This window comes from Cellulomonas sp. NS3, from assembly GCF_024757985.1.
Lineage (GTDB): Bacteria > Actinomycetota > Actinomycetes > Actinomycetales > Cellulomonadaceae > Cellulomonas_A.
Genome location: NZ_CP103289.1, coordinates 3310180 through 3336120, shown reverse-complemented (window position 1 = coordinate 3336120; position 25941 = coordinate 3310180). Strand labels below are relative to the sequence as shown.

Annotated in this window: 15 protein-coding genes and 3 rRNA genes; 15 read left to right on the top strand and 3 right to left on the bottom strand. The window is 71.7% G+C overall.

What is annotated here, in order from left to right:
- Window positions 1-2: 2 nt before the first annotated feature.
- Window positions 3-1007 (top strand): ABC transporter permease, encoded by a 1005-nt coding sequence (locus NXY84_RS15175; RefSeq protein ID WP_396126248.1) that lies wholly within the window; start codon window positions 3-5, stop codon window positions 1005-1007.
- Entirely contained in the window at window positions 1004-1984 is a 981-nt protein-coding gene (locus tag NXY84_RS15170; protein WP_034627958.1) for a carbohydrate ABC transporter permease, read from the top strand. The genes NXY84_RS15175 and NXY84_RS15170 overlap by 4 nt, the downstream gene beginning before the upstream one ends.
- 97 nt (window positions 1985-2081) lie before the next feature.
- Here the strand turns inward: NXY84_RS15170 and NXY84_RS15165 are convergent, their stop codons facing one another.
- Window positions 2082-3083 (bottom strand): LacI family DNA-binding transcriptional regulator, encoded by a 1002-nt coding sequence (locus NXY84_RS15165; RefSeq protein WP_258723893.1) that lies wholly within the window; start codon window positions 3081-3083, stop codon window positions 2082-2084.
- A gap of 302 nt (window positions 3084-3385) precedes the next feature.
- Between NXY84_RS15165 and NXY84_RS15160 the strand changes: the two genes are divergently transcribed.
- From NXY84_RS15160 to NXY84_RS15130, 7 genes are all read left to right on the top strand, one after another.
- Complete coding sequence (locus tag NXY84_RS15160) at window positions 3386-5413, top strand: beta-galactosidase (RefSeq protein WP_258723892.1); 2028 nt, start codon at window positions 3386-3388, stop codon at window positions 5411-5413.
- Window positions 5410-7689 (top strand): alpha-xylosidase, encoded by a 2280-nt coding sequence (yicI, locus tag NXY84_RS15155; protein WP_258723891.1) that lies wholly within the window; start codon window positions 5410-5412, stop codon window positions 7687-7689. Before NXY84_RS15160 ends, yicI begins: the two co-directional genes overlap by 4 nt.
- A 186-nt stretch (window positions 7690-7875) precedes the next feature.
- Window positions 7876-9327, top strand: a complete 1452-nt coding sequence (locus NXY84_RS15150) for a GH1 family beta-glucosidase (RefSeq protein WP_258723890.1) — start codon at window positions 7876-7878, stop codon at window positions 9325-9327.
- A gap of 217 nt (window positions 9328-9544) precedes the next feature.
- Window positions 9545-9853: a hypothetical protein gene (locus NXY84_RS15145; protein ID WP_258723889.1), complete on the top strand. Its 309-nt coding sequence runs from the start codon at window positions 9545-9547 to the stop codon at window positions 9851-9853.
- Between the two features lie 9 nt (window positions 9854-9862).
- Entirely contained in the window at window positions 9863-10708 is an 846-nt protein-coding gene (locus NXY84_RS15140; protein WP_258723888.1) for an HAD family hydrolase, read from the top strand.
- A 31-nt stretch (window positions 10709-10739) separates the two neighbouring features.
- Complete coding sequence (locus NXY84_RS15135) at window positions 10740-11534, top strand: alpha/beta hydrolase (RefSeq protein ID WP_258723887.1); 795 nt, start codon at window positions 10740-10742, stop codon at window positions 11532-11534.
- Entirely contained in the window at window positions 11531-12385 is an 855-nt protein-coding gene (locus NXY84_RS15130; RefSeq protein ID WP_258723886.1) for an alpha/beta fold hydrolase, read from the top strand. Before NXY84_RS15135 ends, NXY84_RS15130 begins: the two co-directional genes overlap by 4 nt.
- Window positions 12386-12412: 27 nt before the next feature.
- Here the strand turns inward: NXY84_RS15130 and NXY84_RS15125 are convergent, their stop codons facing one another.
- Both NXY84_RS15125 and NXY84_RS15120 read right to left on the bottom strand, forming a co-directional pair.
- On the bottom strand, window positions 12413-12832 hold the full coding sequence (locus NXY84_RS15125; protein WP_258723885.1) for a hypothetical protein: 420 nt from the start codon (window positions 12830-12832) through the stop codon (window positions 12413-12415).
- A gap of 19 nt (window positions 12833-12851) precedes the next feature.
- Window positions 12852-15416 (bottom strand): hypothetical protein, encoded by a 2565-nt coding sequence (locus NXY84_RS15120; RefSeq protein ID WP_258723884.1) that lies wholly within the window; start codon window positions 15414-15416, stop codon window positions 12852-12854.
- Between the two features lie 202 nt (window positions 15417-15618).
- Between NXY84_RS15120 and NXY84_RS15115 the strand changes: the two genes are divergently transcribed.
- The 6 genes from NXY84_RS15115 to rrf all read left to right on the top strand — a co-directional run bounded on the left by NXY84_RS15115 (window position 15619) and on the right by rrf (window position 25789).
- On the top strand, window positions 15619-17583 hold the full coding sequence (locus tag NXY84_RS15115; RefSeq protein WP_258723883.1) for a hypothetical protein: 1965 nt from the start codon (window positions 15619-15621) through the stop codon (window positions 17581-17583).
- Complete coding sequence (locus NXY84_RS15110; protein ID WP_258723882.1) at window positions 17580-18578, top strand: hypothetical protein; 999 nt, start codon at window positions 17580-17582, stop codon at window positions 18576-18578. The genes NXY84_RS15115 and NXY84_RS15110 overlap by 4 nt, the downstream gene beginning before the upstream one ends.
- Before the next feature lie 28 nt (window positions 18579-18606).
- Window positions 18607-19551, top strand: coding sequence for a tetratricopeptide repeat protein (locus NXY84_RS15105; RefSeq protein ID WP_258723881.1), 945 nt, complete (start codon window positions 18607-18609; stop codon window positions 19549-19551).
- Between the two features lie 982 nt (window positions 19552-20533).
- A 16S ribosomal RNA gene (locus NXY84_RS15100) occupies window positions 20534-22059 on the top strand.
- Between the two features lie 418 nt (window positions 22060-22477).
- Window positions 22478-25592, top strand: a 23S ribosomal RNA gene (locus tag NXY84_RS15095).
- An 80-nt stretch (window positions 25593-25672) separates the two neighbouring features.
- A 5S ribosomal RNA gene (gene rrf, locus NXY84_RS15090) occupies window positions 25673-25789 on the top strand.
- The 16S, 23S and 5S rRNA genes sit together here, the layout of an rRNA operon.
- The last annotated feature ends 152 nt before the right edge of the window (window positions 25790-25941 follow it).

The window sequence follows — 25941 nt, the reverse complement described above, 5'->3', positions numbered from 1 at the left end:
TCGTGGCAGCCCTCGACGCACCGACGTCCCCGCGGACGTCCGGCGACGAGCCGAAGCGCCGGGCGGGCACCTCGCCCGCCCGGCCCCCGGCTCGCAAGATCACCTGGCGGGCCAAGCTCCGCCGGGACCGCTCCCTGCTGCTCATGACGCTGCCCGGCGTCGTGCTGCTCGTGCTCTTCGCGTACATCCCGATGCTCGGGAACGTCATGGCGTGGGAGAAGTTCTCGCCCTACCGCGGGTTCCTCGGCGGCCCGTGGGTCGGCTTCGACAACTTCCTGCGCGTGTTCGACAACCCGTTGTTCCTCAACGCGGTGCAGAACACGCTCGCGATCACGGTGTTCCAGCTCGTGCTGTACTTCCCGGTGCCGATCTTCCTCGCGCTGCTGCTCAACAGCGTCGTGAGCCCGCGGATCCGCACGACGATCCAGTCGATCGTCTACCTGCCCCACTTCTTCTCGTGGGTGCTCGTCGTCGCGGTGTTCCAGCAGCTCTTCGGGGGTGCCGGCCTGCTCAGCCAGACGCTGCGCGGCCTCGGGCAGCAGCCGGTCGACATCATGACCAACCCCGACACGTTCCTGCTGCTGATCACGTCGCAGTCGATCTGGAAGGACGCCGGCTGGGGCGTCATCATCTTCCTCGCGGCGCTCAGCACCGTGGACCCCGCGCAGTACGAGGCGGCGGTGATGGACGGCGCGAACCGGTGGCGGCGCATGTGGCACATCACGCTGCCGGCGCTGCGGCCGGTCATCATCCTGCTGCTCATCCTGCGCCTCGGCGACGCGCTGACCGTCGGGTTCGAGCAGCTCCTCCTGCAGCGCGACATGGTCGGCGCGCAGGTCTCCGAGGTGATCGACACCTACGTGTACTTCCAGGGTGTGCAGTTCGGCGACTGGGGCTTCGCGGCCGCAGCGGGCCTCATGAAGGGGGTCGTCAGCCTGATCCTCGTGCTCGGCGCCAACAAGCTCGCGCACGTCTTCGGCGAGGCAGGAGTGTACAAGCGGTCATGACAGCGACGGAGAACTCCCTGACGAACCCGGCGATCGTCCTCGAGCCGCCCGCGGGCAGCCGCAGGCGGCCCCGGAAGTCCAAGCACCGCCCCGCGTGGGAGGAGCCGCCCACGGTCGGCGGCGCGATCGCGAAGTTCGCGGCGCTCGCGCTCGTCGTGCTCGCCGTGCTCGGGCCGCTCTACACGATCGTGCTGACCAGCCTGTCGCCGCAGTCGGTGATCAGCGAGGCCGGCGGCATGGTGCTCGTGCCAGGCGAGATCACGTTCGCGGCCTACCAGCAGCTGCTCGACGGCGGCGTCGTGTTCCGCTCGGTCGTCGTGAGCATCGGCGTGACGGCCGTGGGGACGCTGATCTCGACGGTGGTCTCGGTGCTCGCCGCGTTCGGGCTCTCGCGCACCGACTCGTTCCTGCACCGGCCGATCCTGTTCGTCTTCCTCATCACGATGTTCTTCGGGGCCGGGCTCATCCCGACGTACCTGTGGGTCAGCCAGCTCGGCCTGATCGACTCGTACTGGGCGCTGATCCTCCCCGGGGCGATCTCCGCGTTCAACGTGCTGATCCTGCGGAACTTCTTCATGGGGATCGACGCGTCGATCACGGACGCCGCGCGGATCGACGGCGCGGGGGACTGGCGGGTGCTCGGCTCGATCGTGCTGCCGATGTCGCGCGCCGTGGTCGCGGTCGTCGCGCTGTTCTACGGCGTCGGCTACTGGAACGCGTTCTTCAACGCGATGCTGTACCTGCGCGACAGCGCGAAGTGGCCGCTGCAGATGGTGCTGCGCGCGTACGTGCTGCGCGGTCAGCCGCCGCAGGGCACGACGGGCACGGTGATCGAGCTCGGTGCGGGTGGTGCGGTGCCGTCGCTCGCCGCGAAGATGGCGGTGATGGTGCTGGCGCTCGTCCCGATCCTCATCGTCTACCCGTTCGTCCAGCGGCACTTCACGAAGGGCGTCATCTTCGGCGCGATCAAGGGCTGACGTGGTGCAGGGGACGCGGCTCCCGGCGGCGGGGACAGGGGGTCCCGGCCGCCGGGGGACCGCGGGGCCGACGGCGATCTCGGCGCGGCCCGCGCGCTCATCGTGCGGGCGCGGTCGTGGCCCGCTCGGTCAGGACGGGCGCCAGCAGGCGGGTCTCGGCGGGCTGGTCGCCCACCACGCGGGACATCGCCATCTCGACCGCGACGCGGCCGATCGCGTGCGCAGGGATGTCCACGGAGGTCAGGGGGACGGGTTGGCCGACGGCGATGTCCTGGGGGCACACCGCGACGAGCGAGAGGTCGTCGGGGATCGTGCGGCCGCGCTCGCGCAGCGTCGCGATCACGGCGGGCAGCGCGACCTCGTTGTGCACGACGAGCCCGGTCACGCCCGGCATGCGGGCGAGCACGCGGTCGACGGCGTCCACGGCGCCCGAGTGCGACGACTCGCACGGCTCGTAGGCGTGGTCGAGCCCGAGCTCGGCGGACTGCTGCGTGAAGCCGCGGTGCATCCGGTCGGCGTAGGAGGTGTGCCGCTCGAGCACCGCGGTGGGGGAGCCGATGAGCGCGACCTGGCGGTGACCGAGCTGCGCGAGGTGGCGGACGGCGGTGCGCCCGGCGGCCTCGAAGTCGAGGTCGACGCACGAGAGGCCCTCGGTGTTGGTCGGCAGGCCGATGAGCACGGCGGGCTGGCGCAGGCCGGCGAGGACCGGGACGCGCGGGTCGTCGGCCTCGATGTCCATCATGATCAGCGCGTCGACCATCGAGCCGTCCGCGACGCGCTCGAGGCCCGCGGAGTCGTCCTGCGTGAGCAGCAGGACGTCGTGGTCGAAGGTGCGGGCGCTCGTCACCACGCCGGTGACGAACTGCATGATGACGCTCACGTTGACGTCGACGCGCAGGGGCGCCATGAGCGCGAGCACGTTGGTCCGGCTCGACGCGAGCGCGCGTGCGCCGGCGTGGGGGCGGTAGCCGAGATCGCGGATGCTGCGCTCGACGCGCTGGCGCGTGGGGCCGGAGATCGGCCGCTTGCCGGACAGCACGTAGGAGACGGTCGAGGTGGAGACGCCTGCGGCGCGTGCCACGTCGTCGATGGTTGCCACGGTGTGCCCCTGTCGTGTCCGTGCGCACGTCGCTCGTCGCGCGCCGCACGGGGCTGGTCGGTCGTCGCTCACCCTAGCGCCGCGAGGCCTGCGCGCGGGGCTCCGACGCGTTATCGAAACATTGCGGAAGCGCTTCGATTTGGCTGGCGCACAATCCCTGCTGCAGGTGGCTCGTATGTCCCTGGACATGCAGGGGAGCACGCGGCTACGGTGTTGAACCGCTTCGACGATCGGTATTCGCACGGGTTCCCGCGTACGACGTCGTCCCTTTCTCCCCGCCCACGAGTCCGGAGGTTCCCCGCGTGAGCAGCCCGACGCCTCCCCGGCCCGGCCTCGCCGCCCTCACGGGCGAGCTGGGCCTGCTGTACGGCGGGGACTACAACCCGGAGCAGTGGCCGCGCCACGTCTGGGACGAGGACGTCGCGCTCATGCAGGCCGCCGGGGTCAACCTCGTGACGGTCGGGGTGTTCAGCTGGGCGACCCTCGAGCCGCGCCCGGACGAGCACGAGCTCGGCTGGCTCGACGACGTCCTCGACCTGCTGCACTCCGGTGGGATCGCGGTCGACCTCGCGACCCCCACCGCGTCGCCGCCCCCGTGGCTCGGCCTGCGCTGGCCGGAGACCCGCGCGGTGACCCCGGACGGCGTGCGGCTCAGCCACGGCTCGCGCAACCACTTCTGCCCGTCCTCGCCCGTGTACCGCGAGCGCGCCCTCGCGATCGCCCGCGTGCTCGTCGAGCGGTACGCCGCTCACCCGGCCGTGCGGATGTGGCACATCGGCAACGAGTACGGGCAGGTGTGCTCGTGCGACCTGTGCGCCGCGGGCTTCCGGGCCTGGCTCGAGCGGCGGTACGGCACGGTCGCCGAGCTCAACCGCGCCTGGGGCACCACGTTCTGGAGCCAGCGCTACGACGGCTGGGCGGAGGTCGTCCCGCCGCGCGCCGCGCCGTACCTGATCAACCCGACCCAGGTGCTCGACCACCGGCGCTTCGCATCCGACCAGCTCCTGGCGCTCTACACCGAGCAGCGGGACCTCGTCCGGGCGCACGCGCCGCAGACGCCCGTCACCACGAACTTCATGGGGTTCCACCACGCGACGGACTACTGGCGCTGGGCGTCCGAGGTCGACGTCGTCGCCGACGACACCTACGGCGACCCCGCGGACCCCGAGTCGCGCGTGCTGCAGTCGCTCAGCCACGACCTCATGCGCTCGCTGCGCGGCGGGGAGCCGTGGCTGCTCATGGAGCAGGCGGTGAGCGCGGTCAACTGGCGCCCGCACAACCTGCCGAAGTCCCCGGCGCAGGCCCGGCTCGACTCGCTGCGCGCGGTCGCCCACGGCGCCGACGGGTCCTGCTACTTCCAGTGGCGCGCGTCGACGTTCGGCGCGGAGCGGTTCCACTCGGCCCTCGTGCCGCACGCCGGCCCCGACACCCGCCTGCACCGCGCGGTCCGCGCGCACGGCGCCGAGCTCCGGTCGCTGGCACGCGTCGCCGGGACCCGCGTCGAGGCGCGCACCGCCCTCGTCTTCGACTGGTCGAGCTGGTGGGCCGCCGAGGAGCGTGCGCAGCCGAGCGACCGGCTGCGCGTGCTGCCCCAGGTGCTCGCGTACTACCGCGCCCTGTGGCGTGCGGGCGTCGCGGTCGACGTCGTGCACCCGGGCGGCGACCTCGCCGGGTACGACCTCGTCGTCGCGCCCCAGCTCTACCTCGTGGACGACGACGACGCGCGCCACCTGCGCGGGGTCGTCGAGCGCGGCGGGGTGCTCGTGCTCGGGCCGTTCTCGGGCGTCGCCGACCGCGACGGGCACGTGCGGACCGGGCGCTTCCCCGTGCCCTTCGCCGACCTCGTCGGGGCCTCGGGGGAGGAGTTCTGCCCGCTGCCCGACGACGGCGTGCCCGTGACGTCGGCCGAGCTCGGCGACTTCACCGGGACCGTCTGGGGCGAGCGCCTGCGGCTCGACGGGGGTGAGGCGCTCGCGACGTTCGCGGGGGCCGACCTCGACGGCTGCCCGGCGGTCGTCCGGCACCGGGCCGGCACCGGCGAGGCCTGGTACGTCGCGACGCTCCCGCCCCGCGCGGTGCTCGACGACGTGCTGACCCGCGCCGCACGCGCCGCCGGCGTCACCGGCGTCGTCCCCGGCGCGTCCCCGCTCCCCGAGGGCGTCGAGGCCGTCCGCCGCGGCGACGTCCTCTTCCTGCTCAACACCTCGCCCGTCGCGCACGAGCTCGCGCTCGACGGGACCCACCACGACCTGCTCTCCGGAACCGACACCACGGGCGCGGTCCGCCTCGAAGCCGAGGACGCCGTCGCCCTGATCGAGAGGACCTCATGAAGTTCACCGACGGCTACTGGCAGGTCCTGCCCGGGGTCACGATCCTGCGTCCGCAGGCGGTCGACGACGTCGTCACCGGCGACGAGAGCCTCACGGTCTACGCCGCGACCGGGCCCCTGGAGAAGCGCGGGGACACGCTCAACCGCCCGCTCATCACGGTCTCGTTCGACTCGCCGATGGACGACGTGGTCGGCGTGACGATCGAGCACTTCCAGGGCGGGCTGAGCCGCGGCCCCGAGTTCGAGATCGCGCGCTCGGTCGCCGACGTCAAGGTCGCGGGCCCGGACCTCGCGGGGGAGCCCGTCGCGACGTTCCGCTCGGGCGCGCTCACCGCACGCGTGCAGACCGAGGGGGAGTGGGGCGTCGACTTCCTCGCCGGCGGCCGCACGCTGACCACGTCGACCCCGCGCAGCATCGGCGTCATCACCGACGCCGACGGCCGGCACTTCGTGCGCGAGCAGCTCACGCTCGGTGTCGGCGAGCACGTCTACGGCCTCGGCGAGCGCTTCGGTGCGCTCGTGAAGAACGGTCAGACGGTCGACATCTGGAACGCCGACGGCGGCACCGCGAGCGACCAGGCGTACAAGAACGTGCCGTTCTACCTGACCGACGCGGGCTACGGCGTGCTCGTCGACCAGCCCGAGCGCGTGTCGTTCGAGGTCGGCACCGAGGTCGTCTCGCGCACGCAGTTCAGCGTCGAGGGCCAGTCGCTGCGGTACTACGTGATCTACGGACCGACGCCCAAGGACGTGCTGCGCAAGCTCACCGCGCTCACCGGCCGCCCGGCGCGGGTGCCCGAGTGGTCGTACGGCCTGTGGCTGTCGACGTCGTTCACGACCGACTACGACGAGAAGACGGTCACGAGCTTCATCGACGGGATGGCCGAGCGCGACCTGCCGCTCTCGGTGTTCCACTTCGACTGCTTCTGGATGCGCCAGTTCCACTGGTGCGACTTCGTGTGGGACCCGGCGACGTTCCCGGACCCCGAGGCGATGCTCGCGCGCCTCAAGGCCAAGGGCCTCAAGATCTGCGTCTGGATCAACCCGTACATCGCGCAGCGCTCCGAGCTGTTCGCGGAGGGCCGCGAGCGCGGCTACCTCGTGAAGAACCCGGACGGGTCCGTCTGGCAGTGGAACCTGTGGCAGGCGGGCATGGCGCTCGTCGACTTCACGAACCCCGAGGCGACCGCCTGGTACCAGAGCAAGCTGCGCGTCCTGCTCGACCAGGGCGTCGACGCGTTCAAGACGGACTTCGGCGAGCGCATCCCCACGGACGTGGTCTGGCACGACGGCTCCGACCCGCAGGGCATGCACAACTACTACACGCACCTGTACAACAAGGCCGTCTTCGAGCTCCTCGAGGAGGAGAAGGGCGAGGGCGAGGCGGTGCTCTTCGCGCGGTCGGCGACGGTCGGCGGGCAGCAGTTCCCCGTGCACTGGGGCGGGGACTGCGAGTCGACGTTCGTGTCGATGGCGGAGTCGCTGCGCGGCGGGCTCTCGCTCGCGCTCTCCGGCTTCGGGTTCTGGAGCCACGACATCGGCGGCTTCGAGGGCACGCCGGACGCCGCCGTCTTCAAGCGCTGGCTCGCGTTCGGCCTGCTGTCCTCGCACAGCCGCCTGCACGGCTCCGACTCGTACCGCGTCCCGTGGGCGTTCGACGACGAGGCCGTCGACGTGACGCGCCACTTCACGCGGCTCAAGCTCTCGCTCATGCCGTACCTCGCCCGCACCGGCGCGCAGGCGCACGAGGAGGGCGTGCCGGTGATGCGGCCGATGGTGCTCGAGTTCCCGGACGACCGGAGCGCCGCGACCGTCGACACGCAGTACATGCTCGGCGACAGCCTGCTCGTCGCGCCGGTGTTCAACGCCGAGGGTGACGTCGAGGTCTACGTGCCCGAGGGGACCTGGACGCACCTGCTGACCGGCGAGACGGTCACGGGCCCGCGCTGGGTCCGTGAGCGCCACGGGTACGACTCCCTGCCGCTGCTCGTGCGCCCGGGGACGGTGCTCCCGGTCGGTGCCCGCACGGACCGGCCCGACTACGACTACGCCGACGGCGTCACGCTGCGGCTGTTCGAGCTCGCGGACGGCCACCGCTCGGTGACGCACGTCCCCGGCCCGGACGGTGCGCCGGGCGCGACGTTCACGGTGACGCGGGACGGGTCGCGGGTGCAGGTCGAGGCCGCGGGCACGAGCGTGCCCTGGTCGGTCCAGATCGGTACGGGGGAGCCGGTCGCGGCGGCCCCGAGCGCGACACGCGTCGACCTGGACGTCTGAGCCGCCTGTGCGGCCGGCCCCAGACTCACCCCGCCGAGACGTTCTCGGCGGGGTGCGGTCCGTGTATCGTATCGATTCGATACGTGTTCGGGCCGCGCGCGCGCCTCACCAGCGCCGTCGCCGGCCCCTCCGCACCACCACCGCACGACCTGCACCGCAGGTACCCCTCACCCCGAAGGACTCCCGATGACGAGCTCGCGCGCCTCCGGTCGCACGTTCCCCGCCGACTTCCTCTGGGGGAGCGCCACGGCGTCCTACCAGATCGAGGGCGCCGTGACCGAGGACGGCCGCGGGCCGTCGATCTGGGACACGTTCTCCGCCACGCCCGGCAAGGTCCTCAACGGGGACACCGGTGCGGTCGCCGCCGACCACTACCACCGGGTCGACGAGGACGTCGCGCTCATGAAGGACCTCGGCCTGCACGCGTACCGCTTCTCGATCGCGTGGCCGCGCGTGCAGCCGACCGGCTCGGGCGCGTTCAACCCGAAGGGCCTCGACTTCTACTCGCGGCTCGTCGACCAGCTGCGCGGCGCCGAGATCGCCCCCGTGGTCACGCTCTACCACTGGGACCTCCCGCAGCCGCTCGAGGACGCGGGCGGCTGGCCGAACCGCGACACGGCGTACCGGTTCGCGGAGTACGCGGGCAAGGTCGCCGAGGTGCTCGGCGACCGCGTCGAGATCTGGACCACGTTCAACGAGCCGTGGTGCTCGGCGTACCTCGGCTACGCGTCCGGCGTGCACGCCCCGGGCCGCAACAGCCACGCCGACTCGCTCGCGGCGGCGCACCACCTCAACCTCGCGCACGGCCTCGGCGGTCGCGCGATCCGCGAGGTCCTGCCCGACGCGAAGCTGTCGATCACGCTCAACCTGCACGTGACGCGGGCCGCGAGCACCGCGCCCGAGGACGTCGACGCCAAGCGCCGCATCGACAACCTCGCGAACGAGATCTTCCTGCAGCCCGTGCTCGAGGGCCGGTACCCCGAGGAGCTCCTCGCCGACACCGCGTCGGTCACCGACTGGTCGTTCGTGCACGACGGCGACGCGGAGCTCTGCCAGGTCCCGCTCAGCGTCCTCGGCATCAACTACTACTCGACGGGCCTCGTGAAGAAGCGCGAGGGCGACTACGTCCCCGGCGACGGCACGCCCGGACCCGACGGCCACAAGTCCTCGCCGGTGAGCGCATGGCCCGCGGCCGACGACGTCGAGTGGCTCCCGCAGCCCGGCCCGTACACGGCGATGGGCTGGAACATCGAGCCCGAGGGCCTCACCGAGCTCCTCGTCGACGTGCACACGCGCTACCCCGAGGTCCCGCTCGCGGTCACCGAGAACGGCGCGGCGTTCTACGACACCGTCGCCGAGGACGGCCGGGTCCACGACGTCGACCGCGTGACGTACCTGCACGACCACATCGACGCCGTCGGCGACGCGATCGACAAGGGCGTGGACGTCCGCGGCTACTTCGTGTGGTCGCTCATGGACAACTTCGAGTGGGCGTACGGCTACGACCGCCGCTTCGGCATCGTGCACGTCGACTACGACACGCTCGTGCGCACCCGCAAGGACTCGTCGTACTGGTACGCCGAGCTCGTCCGCACGAACACGATCCCGACGATCGAGTCGGCGGCCGACCTGACCTGACCGCCCGGAGCGGCCGACTGACGACCGCTCCCGGCACCGACGAGCGCGCACCGGACCCCACGGTCCGGTGCGCGCTCGTCGTCCACGACCCGGCGGCGGTGCGCCCCGGCGGTGCGCCCGGCCGTGCGTGGCACGGCGACGGCGCGCGGCGCCCGCCGACGCCCGAGACCCGACAGCCGGGCACGCGACGCCCGGCCGCACACGAGAGGATGGGCAGGTGCCGAAGGGACGACGCTCGACGAAGCGCCCGTACGGCGCGCCCGTCGAGCCGCTCGACCTCGACCGCGTCCGCGGCGGGCGCTCGACCGAGTCCGGGCCGGACGGCGGGTGGACCGTGCAGCGCGTCGGGGCCTCCGAGCGCAGCTACCGCTGCCCGGGGTGCGACCAGCTCGTCGGGCCCGGCGTCGCGCACGTCGTCGCGTGGCCGACCGACCACCTCTTCGGCGCGGACGCCGCGCTCGCGGACCGGCGGCACTGGCACACCTCGTGCTGGTCCGCGCGCACGCGCCGCCGCCCCGGTCGTTAGCCTCGGCGCATGCCGTCCCTCCTGCGGGCCCCGCGCCTCGTCGCGACCGACCTCGACGGCACGCTCCTGCGCAGCGACGGGAGCGTCTCCCCGCGCACGCGCGCCGCGCTGGTCGCCGCCGAGCGCGCGGGGATCGAGGTCGTCTTCGTCACGGCGCGGCCGCCGCGCTGGCTGCAGGACGTGCGCGACGTCGTCGGCCGGCACGGCATCGCGATCTGCGCGAACGGCGCCGCTGTCCTCGACGTGCGCGCCGACGTCGTGCTCGCCGAGCGGGCGATGGACAGCCGTGCGGTGTCGGCGCTGGTGGCGCGCGTGCGCGACCGGCTCCCGGGCACCCGCTTCGCCGTCGAGCGCCGCGCCGGGATCCTCGCGGAGCAGGGCTTCGTCGGCCCCCACCCGCTCCCGGCGGGCGCCCCGGTCGTCGCCGTGCTCGAGCCCGCGCTCGACGACGGGACCTACAAGCTCCTCGCACGCCGTCCCGGCGAGGACCCTGCGGCCTTCCTGCGCGACGTGGCCGGGGTGCTCGGGGCCGACGCGGTGCTGGCCGACTCCGGGGCGGTCGGGCTCGCCGAGGTGACCGGGCCCGGCGTGACGAAGGCCTCGACGCTCGCGACGTGGGCCGAGGAGCGCGGGCTCGGGCCGGACGACGTGTGGGCGTTCGGCGACGCCCCGAACGACCTGCCGATGCTCGCGTGGGCGGGCGTCTCGTTCGCCGTCGGCAACGCGCACCCGGACGTCGCGGGCGCCGCGAGCCGCCGGTGCGCGGCGAACGACGACGACGGCGTCGCGGAGCAGCTCGAGGCGGCGCTCCGGCTGCTCGAGGACGCTCCGGGGTACGTCGGCCCGGCGCGCTGAGGCCGGGCACGCGCGGCTAGTCTCGGGGGCGATGAGCACCGACGACGCCCTGACCGGCGAACCGACCCCCGTCCGCGCGCTGACCGTCCTGCCCGCGCAGCGCGAGGACATCGAGCTGCACACCGCCGACGGCCTCACGCTCGTCGGCGAGCTCGCGCGCCCGGTCGCCGAGGACGGCAGCCTGCCGGCACCGGCCGCGACCCTGGTGACGCTGCACCCGCTGCCGACGCACGGCGGGTACATGGACTCCCACGTGCTGCGCAAGGCGTCGTGGCGGCTGCCCGCGATGGCCGGCGTCGCGGTGCTCCGGTTCAACACGCGCGGCACGAGCAGCCCGCGGGGGACGAGCCACGGCGCGTTCGACGGCGGCGTCGGCGAACGGCTCGACGTGCACGCCGCGATCGAGTACGCCGAGTTCCACGACCTGCCGAACCGCTGGCTCGTCGGCTGGTCCTTCGGCACCGAGCTCGCGCTCATGCACGGCCGGGACCCCTCGATCGAGGGCGCGATCCTGCTCTCGCCGCCGCTGCACCGCGCGACGGACGCCGACCTCGACGCGTGGGACGCGTTCGGCAAGCCGCTCGTCGTGCTCGTCCCCGAGCTCGACGACTACCTGCGCCCGGCCGAGGCCCGCGAGCGGTTCGCGCGCGTCCGGCACGCCGAGGTCATCGGCGTCGACGGCGCGAAGCACCTGTGGGTGGGCGAGCCGGCCGTGCGTCGTGTGCTCGACGAGATCGTCGCCCACGTGCTGCCGGGCGCCCCCGTCCCGCTGCCCACCACGTGGCACGGCGAGAGCACGACCGCCGACGTCCAGGAGCCCGCATGAGCACCGCACCCGACCCCGCCGACCTGGTCCTCCCGGTCCGCACCTATGCCGACGGCACCGGGCGCGCGCACCACCACGCCGCGCTGCCCGTGGTGCTCCTGCACGCCTTCCCGTTCGACGCCCGGATGTGGGACGAGGTCGCCGCGGCGCTCCCGGCCGACCGCCCGGTGCTGGCGCTGGACCTGCCGGGTCACGGCGCCGCGGCCGGGCTGACCCCCGCGGAGCCGTCGCTCGAGGCCGTGGCGGACGCGGTCGCGGCGTCGCTGGCCGAGGTCGGGGTCGAGCGGGCGGTCGTCGCCGGGCTGTCGATGGGCGGCTACGTCGCGCTCGCTCTTCTCGAGCGGCACCCCGCGCTCGTCGCGGGTCTCGGCCTGCTCGACACGCGCGCGACGGCGGACGCCGACGAGGCGCGCGCGAACCGGCTGCGCGTCGCGGCCGCGGTCGAGGGGTCCTCGACCGTCGACGAGGTGCGACCGATGGCGCGGGCGGTGCTCGGGGCGACGACCCTCGCCGGCCGCCCGGAGGTCGTCGACCAGGTCGCCGTGTGGGTCGGCGAGCAGCCGCCCGCCGGCATCGCGTGGTCGCAGCGCGCGATGGCCGCCCGGCCCGAGCGCACCGCCGCGCTCGCCGCGTACGCCGGGCCGGTGCTCGTCCTCGTCGGCGACGAGGACACGATCACGCCCCTCGCGGACGCCGAGCGGCTCCGGACCGCCGCGCCGCACGCCGGGCTCGTCGTCGTCCCCGGAGCCGGGCACCTGAGCGCCGTCGAGCAGCCCGGGCCCGTCGCGGCGGCGCTCGAGCGTCTCGCGCTCCGGGCCGACACCGCGGGGGAGCGCCACCCCGAGGGGTGACCCCGGTCTCCCGGCGTCAGCGGGAGGTCAGCGACCCAGCGCGCGGGCGAGGGCGTCGGGCAGGTCCAGCGACTCCCCGTCCTTGCCGCCCGCGCCGATGACGAGCGGGGGGTCCTGCGGCGTGAGCGTCGTCCCGCGCAGCTGCGCCCGCAGGCTGGTCGGGACCCCGAGGACGTAGTACTCGCCGTCGGTGCCGACGGCGACCTTCTCGTCGCGGCGCAGGTACCAGCCCGTGTGCGGGGTCCGGTAGCGGTGCCGGCCGTCGTAGCTGTGCGCCCGCAGCGGCACGGGTACGACGCCGCGTGCACGCGCGGTCTCGACGAACTCCGCGAGGAGCGCGCGCGCCCGCGTCGACTCCGCGAGCCGCCGCCGTTCGAGCGCCTCGGCGTGCACCGCGGCGGCCTCCCGACGCTGCGTGCGCCAGTCGTCGCCCGCGGGTGTGCTCACTCGCGGGTCCGCGCGCGACTCATCGGCGGGCCTTCGACGGGCGGGGCGTCGAGGACCGCGCGTCGCCGGCCGTCGCGGTGCGGTCGGCCGACGACCCCGTCTCGTCCTGCGCCGCGCTGCCGGCCCCCACCTCCTGCTCCACCGCGGGCTCGGTGCCGCGCGTGCCCGCTCCCGGGTCCGACGTCGCGTCGTCCGCGCCCCCGGCGCCTCCGTCGGGCTCGGCCTGCACCGGCTCGGCCTCGTCGTCGGCTGCCTCGCCGTCCCGGACCTCGACCTGCTCCTCGCCGTCCACGTCGTCGGACGCCGTCGTCCCCACCTCGGACGCCTCGACATCGACGGTCGCCTCGTCACCCGCCCGGTCGGGCGCCGCGGAGCCGTGCGCGGCCGGGTCGCCCGCGGCGTCGTCCGCCGAGCCCGTCGAACCGACGTGCGGGGCGGCGCTGTCAGGCCGCGTGGGCCGGTCCGCCTCGTCCGACGCGGCGGCGGGCGTGCTCGAGCGGCCGGCGGCCCCTGCTGCGCTCGACGCCGACGGCGCACCCTCGTCCGGGTCGGCGGCGGGCGCCGAGGAGATCGCCGCCGCGCGCGCCCGCCCGGCCGCCGACACGGGGGAGGGACGCTTGCCGGCCGGGCGGCCCTGCGGGCGGTTCGCGGGGCGCGCGGGCGTGCGCGGTGCGGGCTCGGGCTCGCTGCTCTCGACCGGCTCCGGCGCCGCGGAGGCCAGCCTGGCCTCGGCCTGCTCCGCGCGCTCGAGCGTCGTCCGGTTCGGGACGGGGTCGTTGCCGAGCAGGTTGCGCAGCTCGTCGAGGTAGGACGTGATCGACTCGCGCTGCCGGTTGAGCTCCTCGACCTGGCGCTGTGCGGTCGTCCGCTCGCGCTCGGACTCGGTGAGTGCGTCGGACAGCGACTTCTCGGCGTACTCGCGCGCCTCGGCCACCACGCGGTCGGCCGTGCGCCGGGCGTTCGCGAGCAGCTCCTTGGCGTGGGCCTCGGAGTCGACCCGGACCTTCTCGGCCTGCTCGAGCGCCTGCGCGACCCGCACCTCGGCGTCGGCGGCGTGCGCCTCGGCGTCCCGCACGAGCCGCTCGGTCTCCGCGCGCGCCGTCTCGTGGCGCTCGGCGTCCGCGCGCTCGGCCTCCTCGTGCCGCGCGGCGATCGACAGCTCGGCGTCGGCGAGCGCCTGCTCCGCGCGCTGCAGGAGCTCCTCGGCCTGCGCCCGCGCGCTGGCGACGATCTCGGCGCCGGTCCGGCGCGCGTCCGTGAGGGCACGCTCGACCTCGACGCGGGTCGCCTCGCGCTGCTCGGCGAGCTCGCGCTCGGTGCGGTCGCGCAGCTCGGTCGTCTCCCGGTCGGTGGCGTCCCGGAGCTCGTCCGTCTCGCGCTCGACGGAGGACCGCAGGTGCACCGTCTCGTGCACCGTCCGCTCGCGCAGCTCGGTCGTCTCGCGCTCGGCCTGAGCGCGGATCTCCGCGGCGTAGTGCTCCGCCTCGAGCCGCAGCGCCGAGATCGACTGCTCGGCCTCCGCCCGCAATGCGGCGATCTCGTCGCCGACGGCCGCCCGCAGCTCGCCCGTCTCCCGCTCGGCGCTCGCGCGCACCGAGCCCGCGTACTGCTCCGCCTCGCCGCGCAGCCCGGCGACCTCGGCGGCGACCTGGTGCTCGAGCGCCGCAGCCTCGCGCTCGGCACGGGCGCGCACGCCGTCCGCGTACTCCTGCGCCTCGGCACGCAGCGACGTCGACTCCGCCGCGATCTGCTGCCGGGCCTCGGCCACCTCGGTCGCGACGACGGACCGCTGCATCGCGGCGTACCGCTCGGCCTCCGCCCGCAGCGCCGCGAGCTCGCCCTCGACCCGCTGGCGCAGGGCGGTGGTCTCGGCGTCCGCGCTCTGGCGCAGGTCCTGCGCATAGCGCTCGGCCTCCTCGCGCTGCGCGGCGGTGTCCGCCTCGGTCGTCGACCGCAGCTCGCTCGCGGCCCGCTCGGTCGAGATGCGCAGCTCGGTCGCCTCGCGCTCGACCGTCGCGCGCAGCGTCCCGAGCTCGCGCTCGAGCGACGTGCGGCGCTCGCTCTCCTCGGTGTTGAGCGCCGAGTGGATGCGGGCGGCCTCGCGCTCCGCGGACCCGAGGAGCTCCTCGGCGCGCCGCTGCGCCGCGAGCACGGTGCTCTCGGCCTCGGTGCTCGCAGTCGTCCGCAGCTCCTCGGCCTCGCGCCGGGCCGTCGCGAGCATCTCGCCGACCTCGTTCTCGGCGCGCGAGCGGAGCTGGCCGGCCGCGAGCTTGGCGCGCGCGAGGGCGTCGGACGCCTGCGCGTTCGCCTGCTGCACCACGTCGGACGACTGTTCCTCGGCGGAGCGCAGGAGCTGCTCGATGCGCGAGCCGAGACCGGAGTAGGTCGGGCGCTCGGCCTCGCGCAGGTGCCGCTGCGCCTCGGAGAGCTCGCCGGCCATCTGCATCGCCCGGCCGTCGAGCTGCTCGACCTGGTCGCGCGCCTCGCTGAGCGCCTGCTCGAGCGCCTTGATCCGCGCGTCGACGGGTCCTCGGTCGTACCCGCGGAAGTTCACGACGGGGAAGGGCGAACGGTCCTCTGGCACGGGATCCTCCTGGGCGCGTCGGCGCCGGTCCGCGGGCGCCTCGATCGAGGCGCGGGGCAAGTCGGCCGGTAGTCCTCGGGCAGGATATCGGTCCTCGTGAGAGGGCCGAACCGTGCCCTGACCAGCATGTCGCACACCCGCCCGTTCTGCCCCGGCCGAGGGTTCCGCCTATCCTGGGTCGTCACGTTCGAGAGGACCCCGCGTGCTCCAGAGACTCATCGCCGCCGTTCTCGGCGTGCTCGGCCTCGTGGTCGGCGGGCTCGGCGTCGCCTCGGCGACCGCCTGGCGCGCCGACGACGTGCTCGTCGCCGACGCCCGTACGTCGGGCGACACCCGGATCGTCACCACGGACGCCGGGGTGCTCGAGCTCGCCGGCGACCCGGTCACCGTCCGCGTCACCGCCGCCGACGACTCGCCGGTCGTCCTCGCGGTCGGGCGCGACACGGACGTCGCCGCCTGGGTCGGCGAGGACGCCCACGTGCGCGTCACGGGCCTGTCCGGCTGGCACGAGCTCCGCACGACCGACGTCGAGGCCGAGCCCGCGCCGTCGGCCGAGGCCACCGCCCCCGCCGACGACGCCGCCGCACCCGCGGACCCGGCACCCGCGGACCCGGCGGCCGACCCGGCCGCGGCCGACCCGGCAGCCGCCGTCGCGCCCCCCGCGATCCCGAACCCGGCGGGCTCGGACCTGTGGGTCCTCGAGGAGAGCGGCGTCGGCAGCGCGACGCTCACGTGGCCCGCGCAGGCCGGTCGCTGGAGCCTCGTCGCCGTGAGCCTGGGCGAGGCCCCGCCCGTCGTCGAGCTGAGTTGGCCCCGCACCGTCACGACCCCCTGGCTCTGGCCGTGCGTCGCCGTGGGCGCCCTGCTGCTGCTCGCGGGCCTCGCGCTCGCCGTGCGGCTGTGGCTGCGCGCCCGCCGCGGTGAGGACGCGGCCGAGTGGCACCCCGTCGGCACCGGGCCGGTCCCCGTGGTCGCCGGCGCAGGCGCCGGTGCCGCGACCTCGTCCGCCGGCAATGACACGGGCGAGACGGTCGTGCTCACGCGCCGGCAGATGCGCGACGCCGGGCTGACCGGCGAGACCCGGTCGCGCCGGCGCGAGCGTGCGGGCCGCGCAGCGACCGGTGAGCAGCAGGCGCTGCCCGCCGACGCACCGGCCCGGGTCGCGCGCGGGACGTCGCCCACCGAGACCGCGCCGCCCACGGACGCACCGGTCCCGCGCTGGGCCGCCGCCGCAGCCGCCGTGCCCACCACGAGCCGGGCGGCCGCACCCTCGGAGGGCGCACGTCCGCCGTGGGGACGCGCCGTCCCCGGTGCTGCGCCGCGCCCGTCGGCAGACGCCCCGGCCCCCGGGGCGACCCGCCCCGTCGCCCCCGCACCTCCGGCGACGAGCCCGTCCGACCGGCCGCCGGCCGCACCCGCACCCGCACAGCCGGAGCGCCTGGGCGACGCACCCCGGGGCCCCGCGTGGGCCGCGCAGCTCGGCCGCCGGGCCGCGGGTCCCGCGCCGTCGGTCCCCGTCCCGCCGCCCGGCCGACAGCCCGCTGGCCCCGGCGCCGGCAGCGCACCCGGTGCCCCGGTGGGCGCCGGGAAGCCCGCTGCGTCCCGTCCCTCCGCGCCCGGTCCGGGTGCCCGCCCCGAGCGCCCGGCCGGACCACCCACGGGCTGGACGCCGTCGGCGCCCGCGCGTCCCGGGGCAGCCCCCGCCGCCGGACCGGGCCAGCCCGTCGGCTCGTCGCGGCTCCCTGGGCCTCCGGGACGTCCGTCGCACCCGGACGCCTCGCCGACCGGACCGCGAGCGTCGTGGCTGCCCTCCGGCCCGTCCCAGCCCCCGGGCGCGCGCCCGCAGGACGCGCCTCGAGCCCGGCCCGCCGCGTCCGGCCCCGGCTCCGCGCAGCCGGTGCCGACGCGAGGCCCCGGCCAGGCCGCCGCCCGGCCGTCGACGGCCGGTGCCGGTCCGCGCACCGGCGTCGCCGCCCCGCACGTCGCGGGAGGCCGCAGCGACCGCGCCCCTGCGCCGGGCGCCGGCGCCCCGCACCACGGGAGCCACGCCGCACCGAGCGAGGTGCCCGCCGCGCGGGCCGACGCCTGGCGGCGGGCCTGGGGCTTCCCCGAGCCCACGGACGACGAGCAGGACGACGGACCGACGAACCGGGAGGGACAGCGATGAACGCACGTGCACGCCGTGGCCTCCCCGCCGCGGCCGCCCTCGGGCTCGTGCTCGCGCTCGGCGCGTGCGCGACCCCGCCGCCCGAGCCCCAGCCCGAGCCGGTCCCGGCCGTCGCGCCCCCGGCGCTCACGGTCGCCCAGTCGACGAGCGTGCTCGAGGACGTCGGTGCGGTGCTCGCGGCCGGTGACGCGACGTTCGACGCGACGGGCCTGCCCGCGCGGCTCATGGGGCCCGCGCTCGACGTGCGCCGTCTCGAGTACGCGCGGGCGACCTCGACCGGCGGGACCCGGCTCCCGACCGCGCTGCCGACCGCCCCGCAGGCGATCGTCGTGCCGGACACCACGGAGTGGCCTCGGACGCAGCTCGTGGTGACCGAGCAGCCCGACACGCTCGAGGCCCCGCGCATCCTGGTGCTGCGCCAGGAGTCGCCGCGCGAGCCGTACAAGCTGTGGGGGTGGGCGCGGCTCGGTCCCGGGGTCCAGATGCCCGCGACCGCGGACCCCACGCTCGGCAGCGCGACGGTCGCACCGGACTCGACCGCGCTGCTCGTGCCGCCCGCGTCCGTGCTCCCGCAGTATGCCGACGTGCTCGCCAACGGCGACGCGTCCGTGCACGCGGCGACGCACCCGCAGGACTTCTTCCGGCAGACCATCGAGGCCGCGCGCGCCACCATGCAGGCCGCGGTCGCCCCCGTAGGGACCGTCGCCGAGACGTACGTCCCCCGGGCGGAGGCGCCGGTGGCGCTCGCGACGGCGGACGGCGGCGCGATCGTCGTCGGAGCCATCGACACCACGACCACGCTCGCGATCGCCGAGCCGGGGATCGACCTCGACCCCACCACCGCGGCCCTCGCGGGCAAGCCCCGCGTGACGAGCGGCCTCGTGAGCACGTGGGCCGACGTGCTCGTGTTCTACGTCCCCCCGGCGGACTCCGAGACGACGCAGGTCCAGCTGCTCGCGGGGGAGCACGCCCGTACGTCCGTCGCCGGTCAGTAGCCGGCCCGCCGACCAGGAGAGCCTCACGATGAGCCAGCCGTCCGCCCCCCAGCCTCGACTCGACGTGCGCGGGGCGATCGACCTGTCGTCGCTCGCCCGACCGAGCACGCCGCCGCCCGGTGCGCCGGGCGGGCCGCCGGCTGCCGGTGGCTTCGTGGTGGACGTGGACGAGGCGTCGTTCGGCCAGCTCGTCCAGGACTCGACGACGTACCCGGTCGTGGTCCTGCTCTGGGCGCCGTGGAGCCAGGTCAGCGTCGGTCTCGCAGCCGACCTCGGCACGCTCGCCGACGAGTACGCGGGCCGCTTCCTGCTCGCCCGTATCGACGGTGAGGCGAACCCGCAGATCGCGCGGGCGTTCGGCGTCCAGTCGCCGCAGTCGCTCCCCGTCGCGGTCGCCGTCGTCGCCGGCCAGCCCCTCCCGCTGTTCCAGGGCGCGTACCCGATCGAGCAGGTCCGCGGGGTGATCGACCAGGTGATCGCGGCCGCGGCGGCCAACGGCGTGACGGGCACCGTGCCGGGCACGGGCGCAGCCGCGACGGACGAGCCCGAGGAGCCGCCGCTCCCGCCGCTGCACCAGGCGGCGTACGACGCGATCGAGCGCGACGACCTCCCCGCCGCGCAGGAGGCGTACTCCCAGGCGCTCCGGGAGAACCCCCGTGACGCGATGGCCCGGGCGGGCCTGGCGCAGGTCGGGCTCCTCTCCCGGACCCGCGACGCGGACCTCAACGCCGCCCGGCGTGCTGCGGCGGACGACCCGCGTGACGTCGCGGCGCAGCTGCTCGTCGCCGACCTCGACGTCCTCGGCGGGAAGATCGAGGATGCGTTCGGCCGGCTCGTCGACCTCGTGCGGGTCACGGCAGGGCCGGAGCGCGAGCGCGTGCGGCTGCACCTCGTCGAGCTGTTCGAGGTGGTCGGCTCGGAGGACCCGCGCGTCGGCGCCGCCCGCCGTGCGCTGGCGAACGCCCTGTACTGAGCCGCGGCGCCCCAACTCCGCACCCGCGCCGGGGGAGCGCCTGGGGATTCGCTCCCGGCGGCGCACCCGGCACCCTCGACCACGCCCGGTCCACCTCGACGGTGGGCCGGGCGTCGTGCTGACGTGATCCGGGGCCCCGCCCGACGCAGCACGCAGGGGATCAGCCGCCGGCCGCGTGCGCGGTCGCGGCGACGCGGAGCTGGCCGCGGCGCACCACCGACCGGGGGCCGGCGCACGTGACGGCCGTCACCTCGGCGCAACTTGACCGCCGTCGGGCCGCTGCGTAAGTTTCTCGATGTCGCCCGGCAGGGAGGAACGGACACCAGCGAGTCATCCTGGTGGCTGGTCCCACCGAGGCGGCCACCCCCGAGCAGTCACCGAGGCGCTTCTGGCGCCGGTCGAGACACGCTCGGGATGAGCTAGTCTCTCTCCTCGGATCGGCCCAGCGGGCCGGACCGGATCGCCCCGAGCGGGTGGTCACGGAGAGCGAGAAGCTCAGGTAAGGTTCAGCAGGCCGCCCGGCAGGGAGGAACGGACACCAGGAACGCTCCTGGTGGTCGGTCCCACCGAGGCAGCCACACCCCGAGCTCGTCCGAGGCGGTCTTCCGCCTCACCTGGCGTGCTCGGAGCGGAACTCCCACCGAAGACCGGCTCGGAAGAGCGGGTTGACGGGGACGAGGGAAGCACGTAAGATTGAGAAGTTGCCTCCGGATGGGTCGAAGGACCTGGATGGATGAGCGTCTGCTCCTTGAGAACTCAACAGTGTGCCAAGTAGTCGATGCCAAGATGGTTCATCGGCGGGGTTGTTCGGCCGTTTGGTCGGGTGGTCTCGTGTGGTGAGTCTTGGTTGACTGGGGATCGTCTTCCGCCTCCGTGGGGGTGCGGTCCTCATGAAGCCGAATTCAACTGGTCCCGGAGTGATTCGGGGCTGTTTCGTGTGTCGGTTGCCTTGCCGTTTCGGCGGTGGGGTGCCATGTAGACATTTACGGAGAGTTTGATTCTGGCTCAGGACGAACGCTGGCGGCGTGCTTAACACATGCAAGTCGAACGGTGACGACGGGGCTTGCCCTGTCTGATCAGTGGCGAACGGGTGAGTAACACGTGAGTAACCTGCCCTTGACTCTGGGATAACCGCGGGAAACGGCGGCTAATACCGGATATGAGACGTACAGGCATCTGTTGCGTCTGGAAAGATTTATCGGTCAAGGATGGGCTCGCGGCCTATCAGCTTGTTGGTGGGGGTGATGGCCTACCAAGGCGACGACGGGTAGCCGGCCTGAGAGGGCGACCGGCCACACTGGGACTGAGACACGGCCCAGACTCCTACGGGAGGCAGCAGTGGGGAATATTGCACAATGGGCGCAAGCCTGATGCAGCGACGCCGCGTGAGGGATGAAGGCCTTCGGGTTGTAAACCTCTTTCAGCAGGGAAGAAGCGCAAGTGACGGTACCTGCAGAAGAAGCGCCGGCTAACTACGTGCCAGCAGCCGCGGTAATACGTAGGGCGCAAGCGTTGTCCGGAATTATTGGGCGTAAAGAGCTCGTAGGCGGTTTGTCGCGTCTGCTGTGAAAACCTGAGGCTCAACCTCGGGCTTGCAGTGGGTACGGGCAGACTAGAGTGCGGTAGGGGTGACTGGAATTCCTGGTGTAGCGGTGGAATGCGCAGATATCAGGAGGAACACCGATGGCGAAGGCAGGTCACTGGGCCGCAACTGACGCTGAGGAGCGAAAGCATGGGGAGCGAACAGGATTAGATACCCTGGTAGTCCATGCCGTAAACGTTGGGCACTAGGTGTGGGGCTCATTCCACGAGTTCCGTGCCGCAGCAAACGCATTAAGTGCCCCGCCTGGGGAGTACGGCCGCAAGGCTAAAACTCAAAGAAATTGACGGGGGCCCGCACAAGCGGCGGAGCATGCGGATTAATTCGATGCAACGCGAAGAACCTTACCAAGGCTTGACATACACCGGAAAAGTGCAGAGATGTGCTCCCCGCAAGGTCGGTGTACAGGTGGTGCATGGTTGTCGTCAGCTCGTGTCGTGAGATGTTGGGTTAAGTCCCGCAACGAGCGCAACCCTCGTCCTATGTTGCCAGCACGTCATGGTGGGGACTCATAGGAGACTGCCGGGGTCAACTCGGAGGAAGGTGGGGGGATGACGTCAAATCATCATGCCCCTTATGTCTTGGGCTTCACGCATGCTACAATGGCCGGTACAAAGGGCTGCGATACCGCGAGGTGGAGCGAATCCCAAAAAGCCGGTCTCAGTTCGGATTGGGGTCTGCAACTCGACCCCATGAAGTCGGAGTCGCTAGTAATCGCAGATCAGCAACGCTGCGGTGAATACGTTCCCGGGCCTTGTACACACCGCCCGTCAAGTCACGAAAGTCGGTAACACCCGAAGCCGGTGGCCCAACCCTTGTGGAGGGAGCCGTCGAAGGTGGGACTGGCGATTGGGACTAAGTCGTAACAAGGTAGCCGTACCGGAAGGTGCGGCTGGATCACCTCCTTTCTAAGGAGCATCTGGCACCGGGTCGGTCCTTCGTGGCCGGCGCCCTGGTGTCCAGGCCCACGCTCGGTCCGAACGCGATCGGGGTGGAGCTCAAGGGTGGAACATCGACTACGGCCGCGCTCGTCGCGGGTCTGGCTCTAGTACGCCTCGGGTTCGCCTGGGGAGGGAACGAGCGGGGTTCGTGGGGGGTCGGCCTGGCACGCTGTTGGGTCCTGAGGGAACAGCCGTTCACCGGTTGTTGTCCTTGGGGGTCGCCCCCGGTGGGGGTGGCTGCCTGCGGGCCTGTCGGGTCCGGATGAACCGCTCCTGGTGTCGATCGCTTCGGTGGTCGGTGCTGGGGGTAGGCGCCGGGGATGACGGGGATCGTTCGTAGCTTGAGAACTGCACAGTGGACGCGAGCATCTTTGTATGTTTTTGTGGTCAAGTTTTTAAGGGCACAGGGTGGATGCCTTGGCACTAGGAGCCGAAGAAGGACGTTGTAGCCTGCGATAAGCCTCGGGGAGTTGGCAAACGAACCGTGATCCGAGGATGTCCGAATGGGGAAACCCCGCTGGAGTCATGTCCAGTGACCCGCACCTGAATATATAGGGTGTGTGGAGGGAACGCCGGGAAGTGAAACATCTCAGTACCGGCAGGAAGAGATATTCCGTGAGTAGTGGCGAGCGAAAGCGGATCAGGCCAAACCGTATGCGTGTCAAAGCCGGCAGGCGTTGCGTGTGCGGGGTTGTGGACCTTTCAGCTGGGACTGCCGTCCGAGCAGGGAGTCAGAAAGTCGCGTCATAGTCGAAGGGCATTGAAAGGCCCGGCACAGAGGGTGTGACCCCCGTAGACGAAATGGCGTGGCCTCCCGAAGGGGATCCCAAGTAGCTCCGGGCCCGAGAAACCCGGAGTGAATCTGCACAGACCACTGTGTAAGCCTAAATACTACCTAGTGACCGATAGCGGACAAGTACCGTGAGGGAAAGGTGAAAAGTACCCCGGGAGGGGAGTGAAATAGTACCTGAAACCGTGTGCCTACAATCCGTTGGAGCCTCCCTAGCAGGGGTGACAGCGTGCCTTTTGAAGAATGAGCCTGCGAGTTAGTGGTACGTGGCGAGGTTAACCCGTGTGGGGAAGCCGTAGCGAAAGCGAGTCCGAATAGGGCGTTTCAGTCGCGTGCTCTAGACCCGAAGCGGAGTGATCTAGCCATGGGCAGGTTGAAGCGCGGGTAAGACCGCGTGGAGGACCGAACCCACTTGGGTTGAAAACCGAGGGGATGACCTGTGGTTAGGGGTGAAAGGCCAATCAAACTCCGTGATAGCTGGTTCTCCCCGAAATGCATTTAGGTGCAGCGTCACGTGTTTCTTGCCGGAGGTAGAGCTACTGGATAGCCGATGGGCCCCACCAGGTTACTGACGTTAGCCAAACTCCGAATGCCGGTAAGTGAGAGCGTGGCAGTGAGACTGCGGGGGATAAGCTCCGTAGTCGAGAGGGAAACAGCCCAGACCACCAGCTAAGGCCCCTAAGCGTGTGCTAAGTGGGAAAGGATGTGGAGTTGCACAGACAACCAGGAGGTTGGCTTAGAAGCAGCCACCCTTGAAAGAGTGCGTAATAGCTCACTGGTCAAGTGATTCCGCGCCGACAATGTAGCGGGGCTCAAGCACACCGCCGAAGCTGTGGCATTCACACAATAGCTCAGCCCCTTGTGGGTTCAGGCGTGTGGATGGGTAGGGGAGCGTCGTGTGGCGAGTGAAGTCGCGGGGTGACCCAGCGGTGGACGCCACACGAGTGAGAATGCAGGCATGAGTAGCGAAAGACGGGTGAGAAACCCGTCCGCCGAATGATCAAGGGTTCCAGGGCCAGGCTAATCCGCCCTGGGTAAGTCGGGACCTAAGGCGAGGCCGACAGGCGTAGTCGATGGACAACGGGTTGATATTCCCGTACCGGCGAAGAACCGCCCATACCGAGCCCGGTGATGCTAAGCGCCCGAAGCCGTCCACCGTCCCTTCGGGGACTCGGACGGGGGGGAGCGCGCGACCCGAACCGGTAGTAGGTAAGCGTATTAACAGGGGTGACGCAGGAAGGTAGCCCAGCGTGGCGATGGTAGACCACGTCCAAGGTTGTAGGGCGAGAGGTAGGCAAATCCGCCTCTCACATAGCCTGAGAGCTGATGGTGACCGCGAATGCGGGATGATTGGGTGATCCTATGCTGCCAAGAAAAGCCTCGGCGCGAGGTTCTAGCCGCCCGTACCCTAAACCGACTCAGGTGATCAGGTAGAGAATACCAAGGCGATCGAGAGAATCGTGGTTAAGGAACTCGGCAAAATGCCCCCGTAACTTCGGGAGAAGGGGGGCCCGACGTGTGTACCCACTTGCTGGGGAAGCACTGACGGCCGCAGAGACCAGGGGGAAGCGACTGTTTACTAAAAACACAGGTCCGTGCGAAGTCGCAAGACGATGTATACGGACTGACGCCTGCCCGGTGCTGGAAGGTTAAGAGGACGGGTCAGCCGCAAGGCGAAGCTCAGAATTTAAGCCCCAGTAAACGGCGGTGGTAACTATAACCATCCTAAGGTAGCGAAATTCCTTGTCGGGTAAGTTCCGACCTGCACGAATGGCGTAACGACTTCCCCGCTGTCTCAACCGCGAACTCGGCGAAATTGCACTACGAGTAAAGATGCTCGTTACGCGCAGCAGGACGGAAAGACCCCGGGACCTTTACTATAGCTTGGTATTGGTGTTCGGTGCGGCTTGTGTAGGATAGGTGGGAGACTGTGAAGCCGGCACGCCAGTGTCGGTGGAGTCAACGTTGAAATACCACTCTGGTCGCTCTGGATATCTAACCTCGGTCCGTAATCCGGATCAGGGACAGTGCCTGGTGGGTAGTTTAACTGGGGCGGTTGCCTCCTAAAATGTAACGGAGGCGCTCAAAGGTTCCCTCAGCCTGGTTGGCAATCAGGTGGCGAGTGCAAGTGCACAAGGGGGAGCTTGACTGTGAGACTGACAGGTCGAGCAGGGACGAAAGTCGGAACTAGTGATCCGGCGGTGGCTTGTGGAAGCGCCGTCGCTCAACGGATAAAAGGTACCCCGGGGATAACAGGCTGATCTTGCCCAAGAGTCCATATCGACGGCATGGTTTGGCACCTCGATGTCGGCTCGTCGCATCCTGGGGCTGGAGTAGGTCCCAAGGGTTGGGCTGTTCGCCCATTAAAGCGGTACGCGAGCTGGGTTTAGAACGTCGTGAGACAGTTCGGTCCCTATCCGCTGCGCGCGCAGGAAACTTGAGAAGGGCTGTCCCTAGTACGAGAGGACCGGGACGGACGAACCTCTGGTGTGCCAGTTGTTCCGCCAGGAGCACGGCTGGTTGGCTACGTTCGGAAGGGATAACCGCTGAAAGCATCTAAGCGGGAAGCCTGCTTCAAGATGAGGTTTCCACGGGGACTTGTTCCCTGAGAGGCTCCCAGCTAGACCACTGGGTAGATAGGCCGGATGTGGAAGTGGGGACTAAAGACTCACGAAGCTGACCGGTACTAATAAGCCGACAACTTCACCACAATACTTTTGTGCGACGCGTCCACTGTGCGGTTCCCGAGAGACGAACGGGAACTCCCGTGAAGTCATAACTCGACAGAGTTACGGCGGTCATAGCGAAGGGGAAACGCCCGGTCCCATTCCGAACCCGGAAGCTAAGCCCTTCAGCGCCGATGGTACTGCACTCGCCAGGGTGTGGGAGAGTAGGTCGCCGCCGGACACCATTCAGAAAGAGCCACCCCAGCTGGGGTGGCTCTTTCTGTATGCCCGGAACACGCCCGCGCGCCCCCCGCGCGCACACCGCCGGCAACCACCCGTCCGCACCGGCGCACCCAACCACCCCGCACCCCCTCGAAGGCAGCGCGCCGGGCA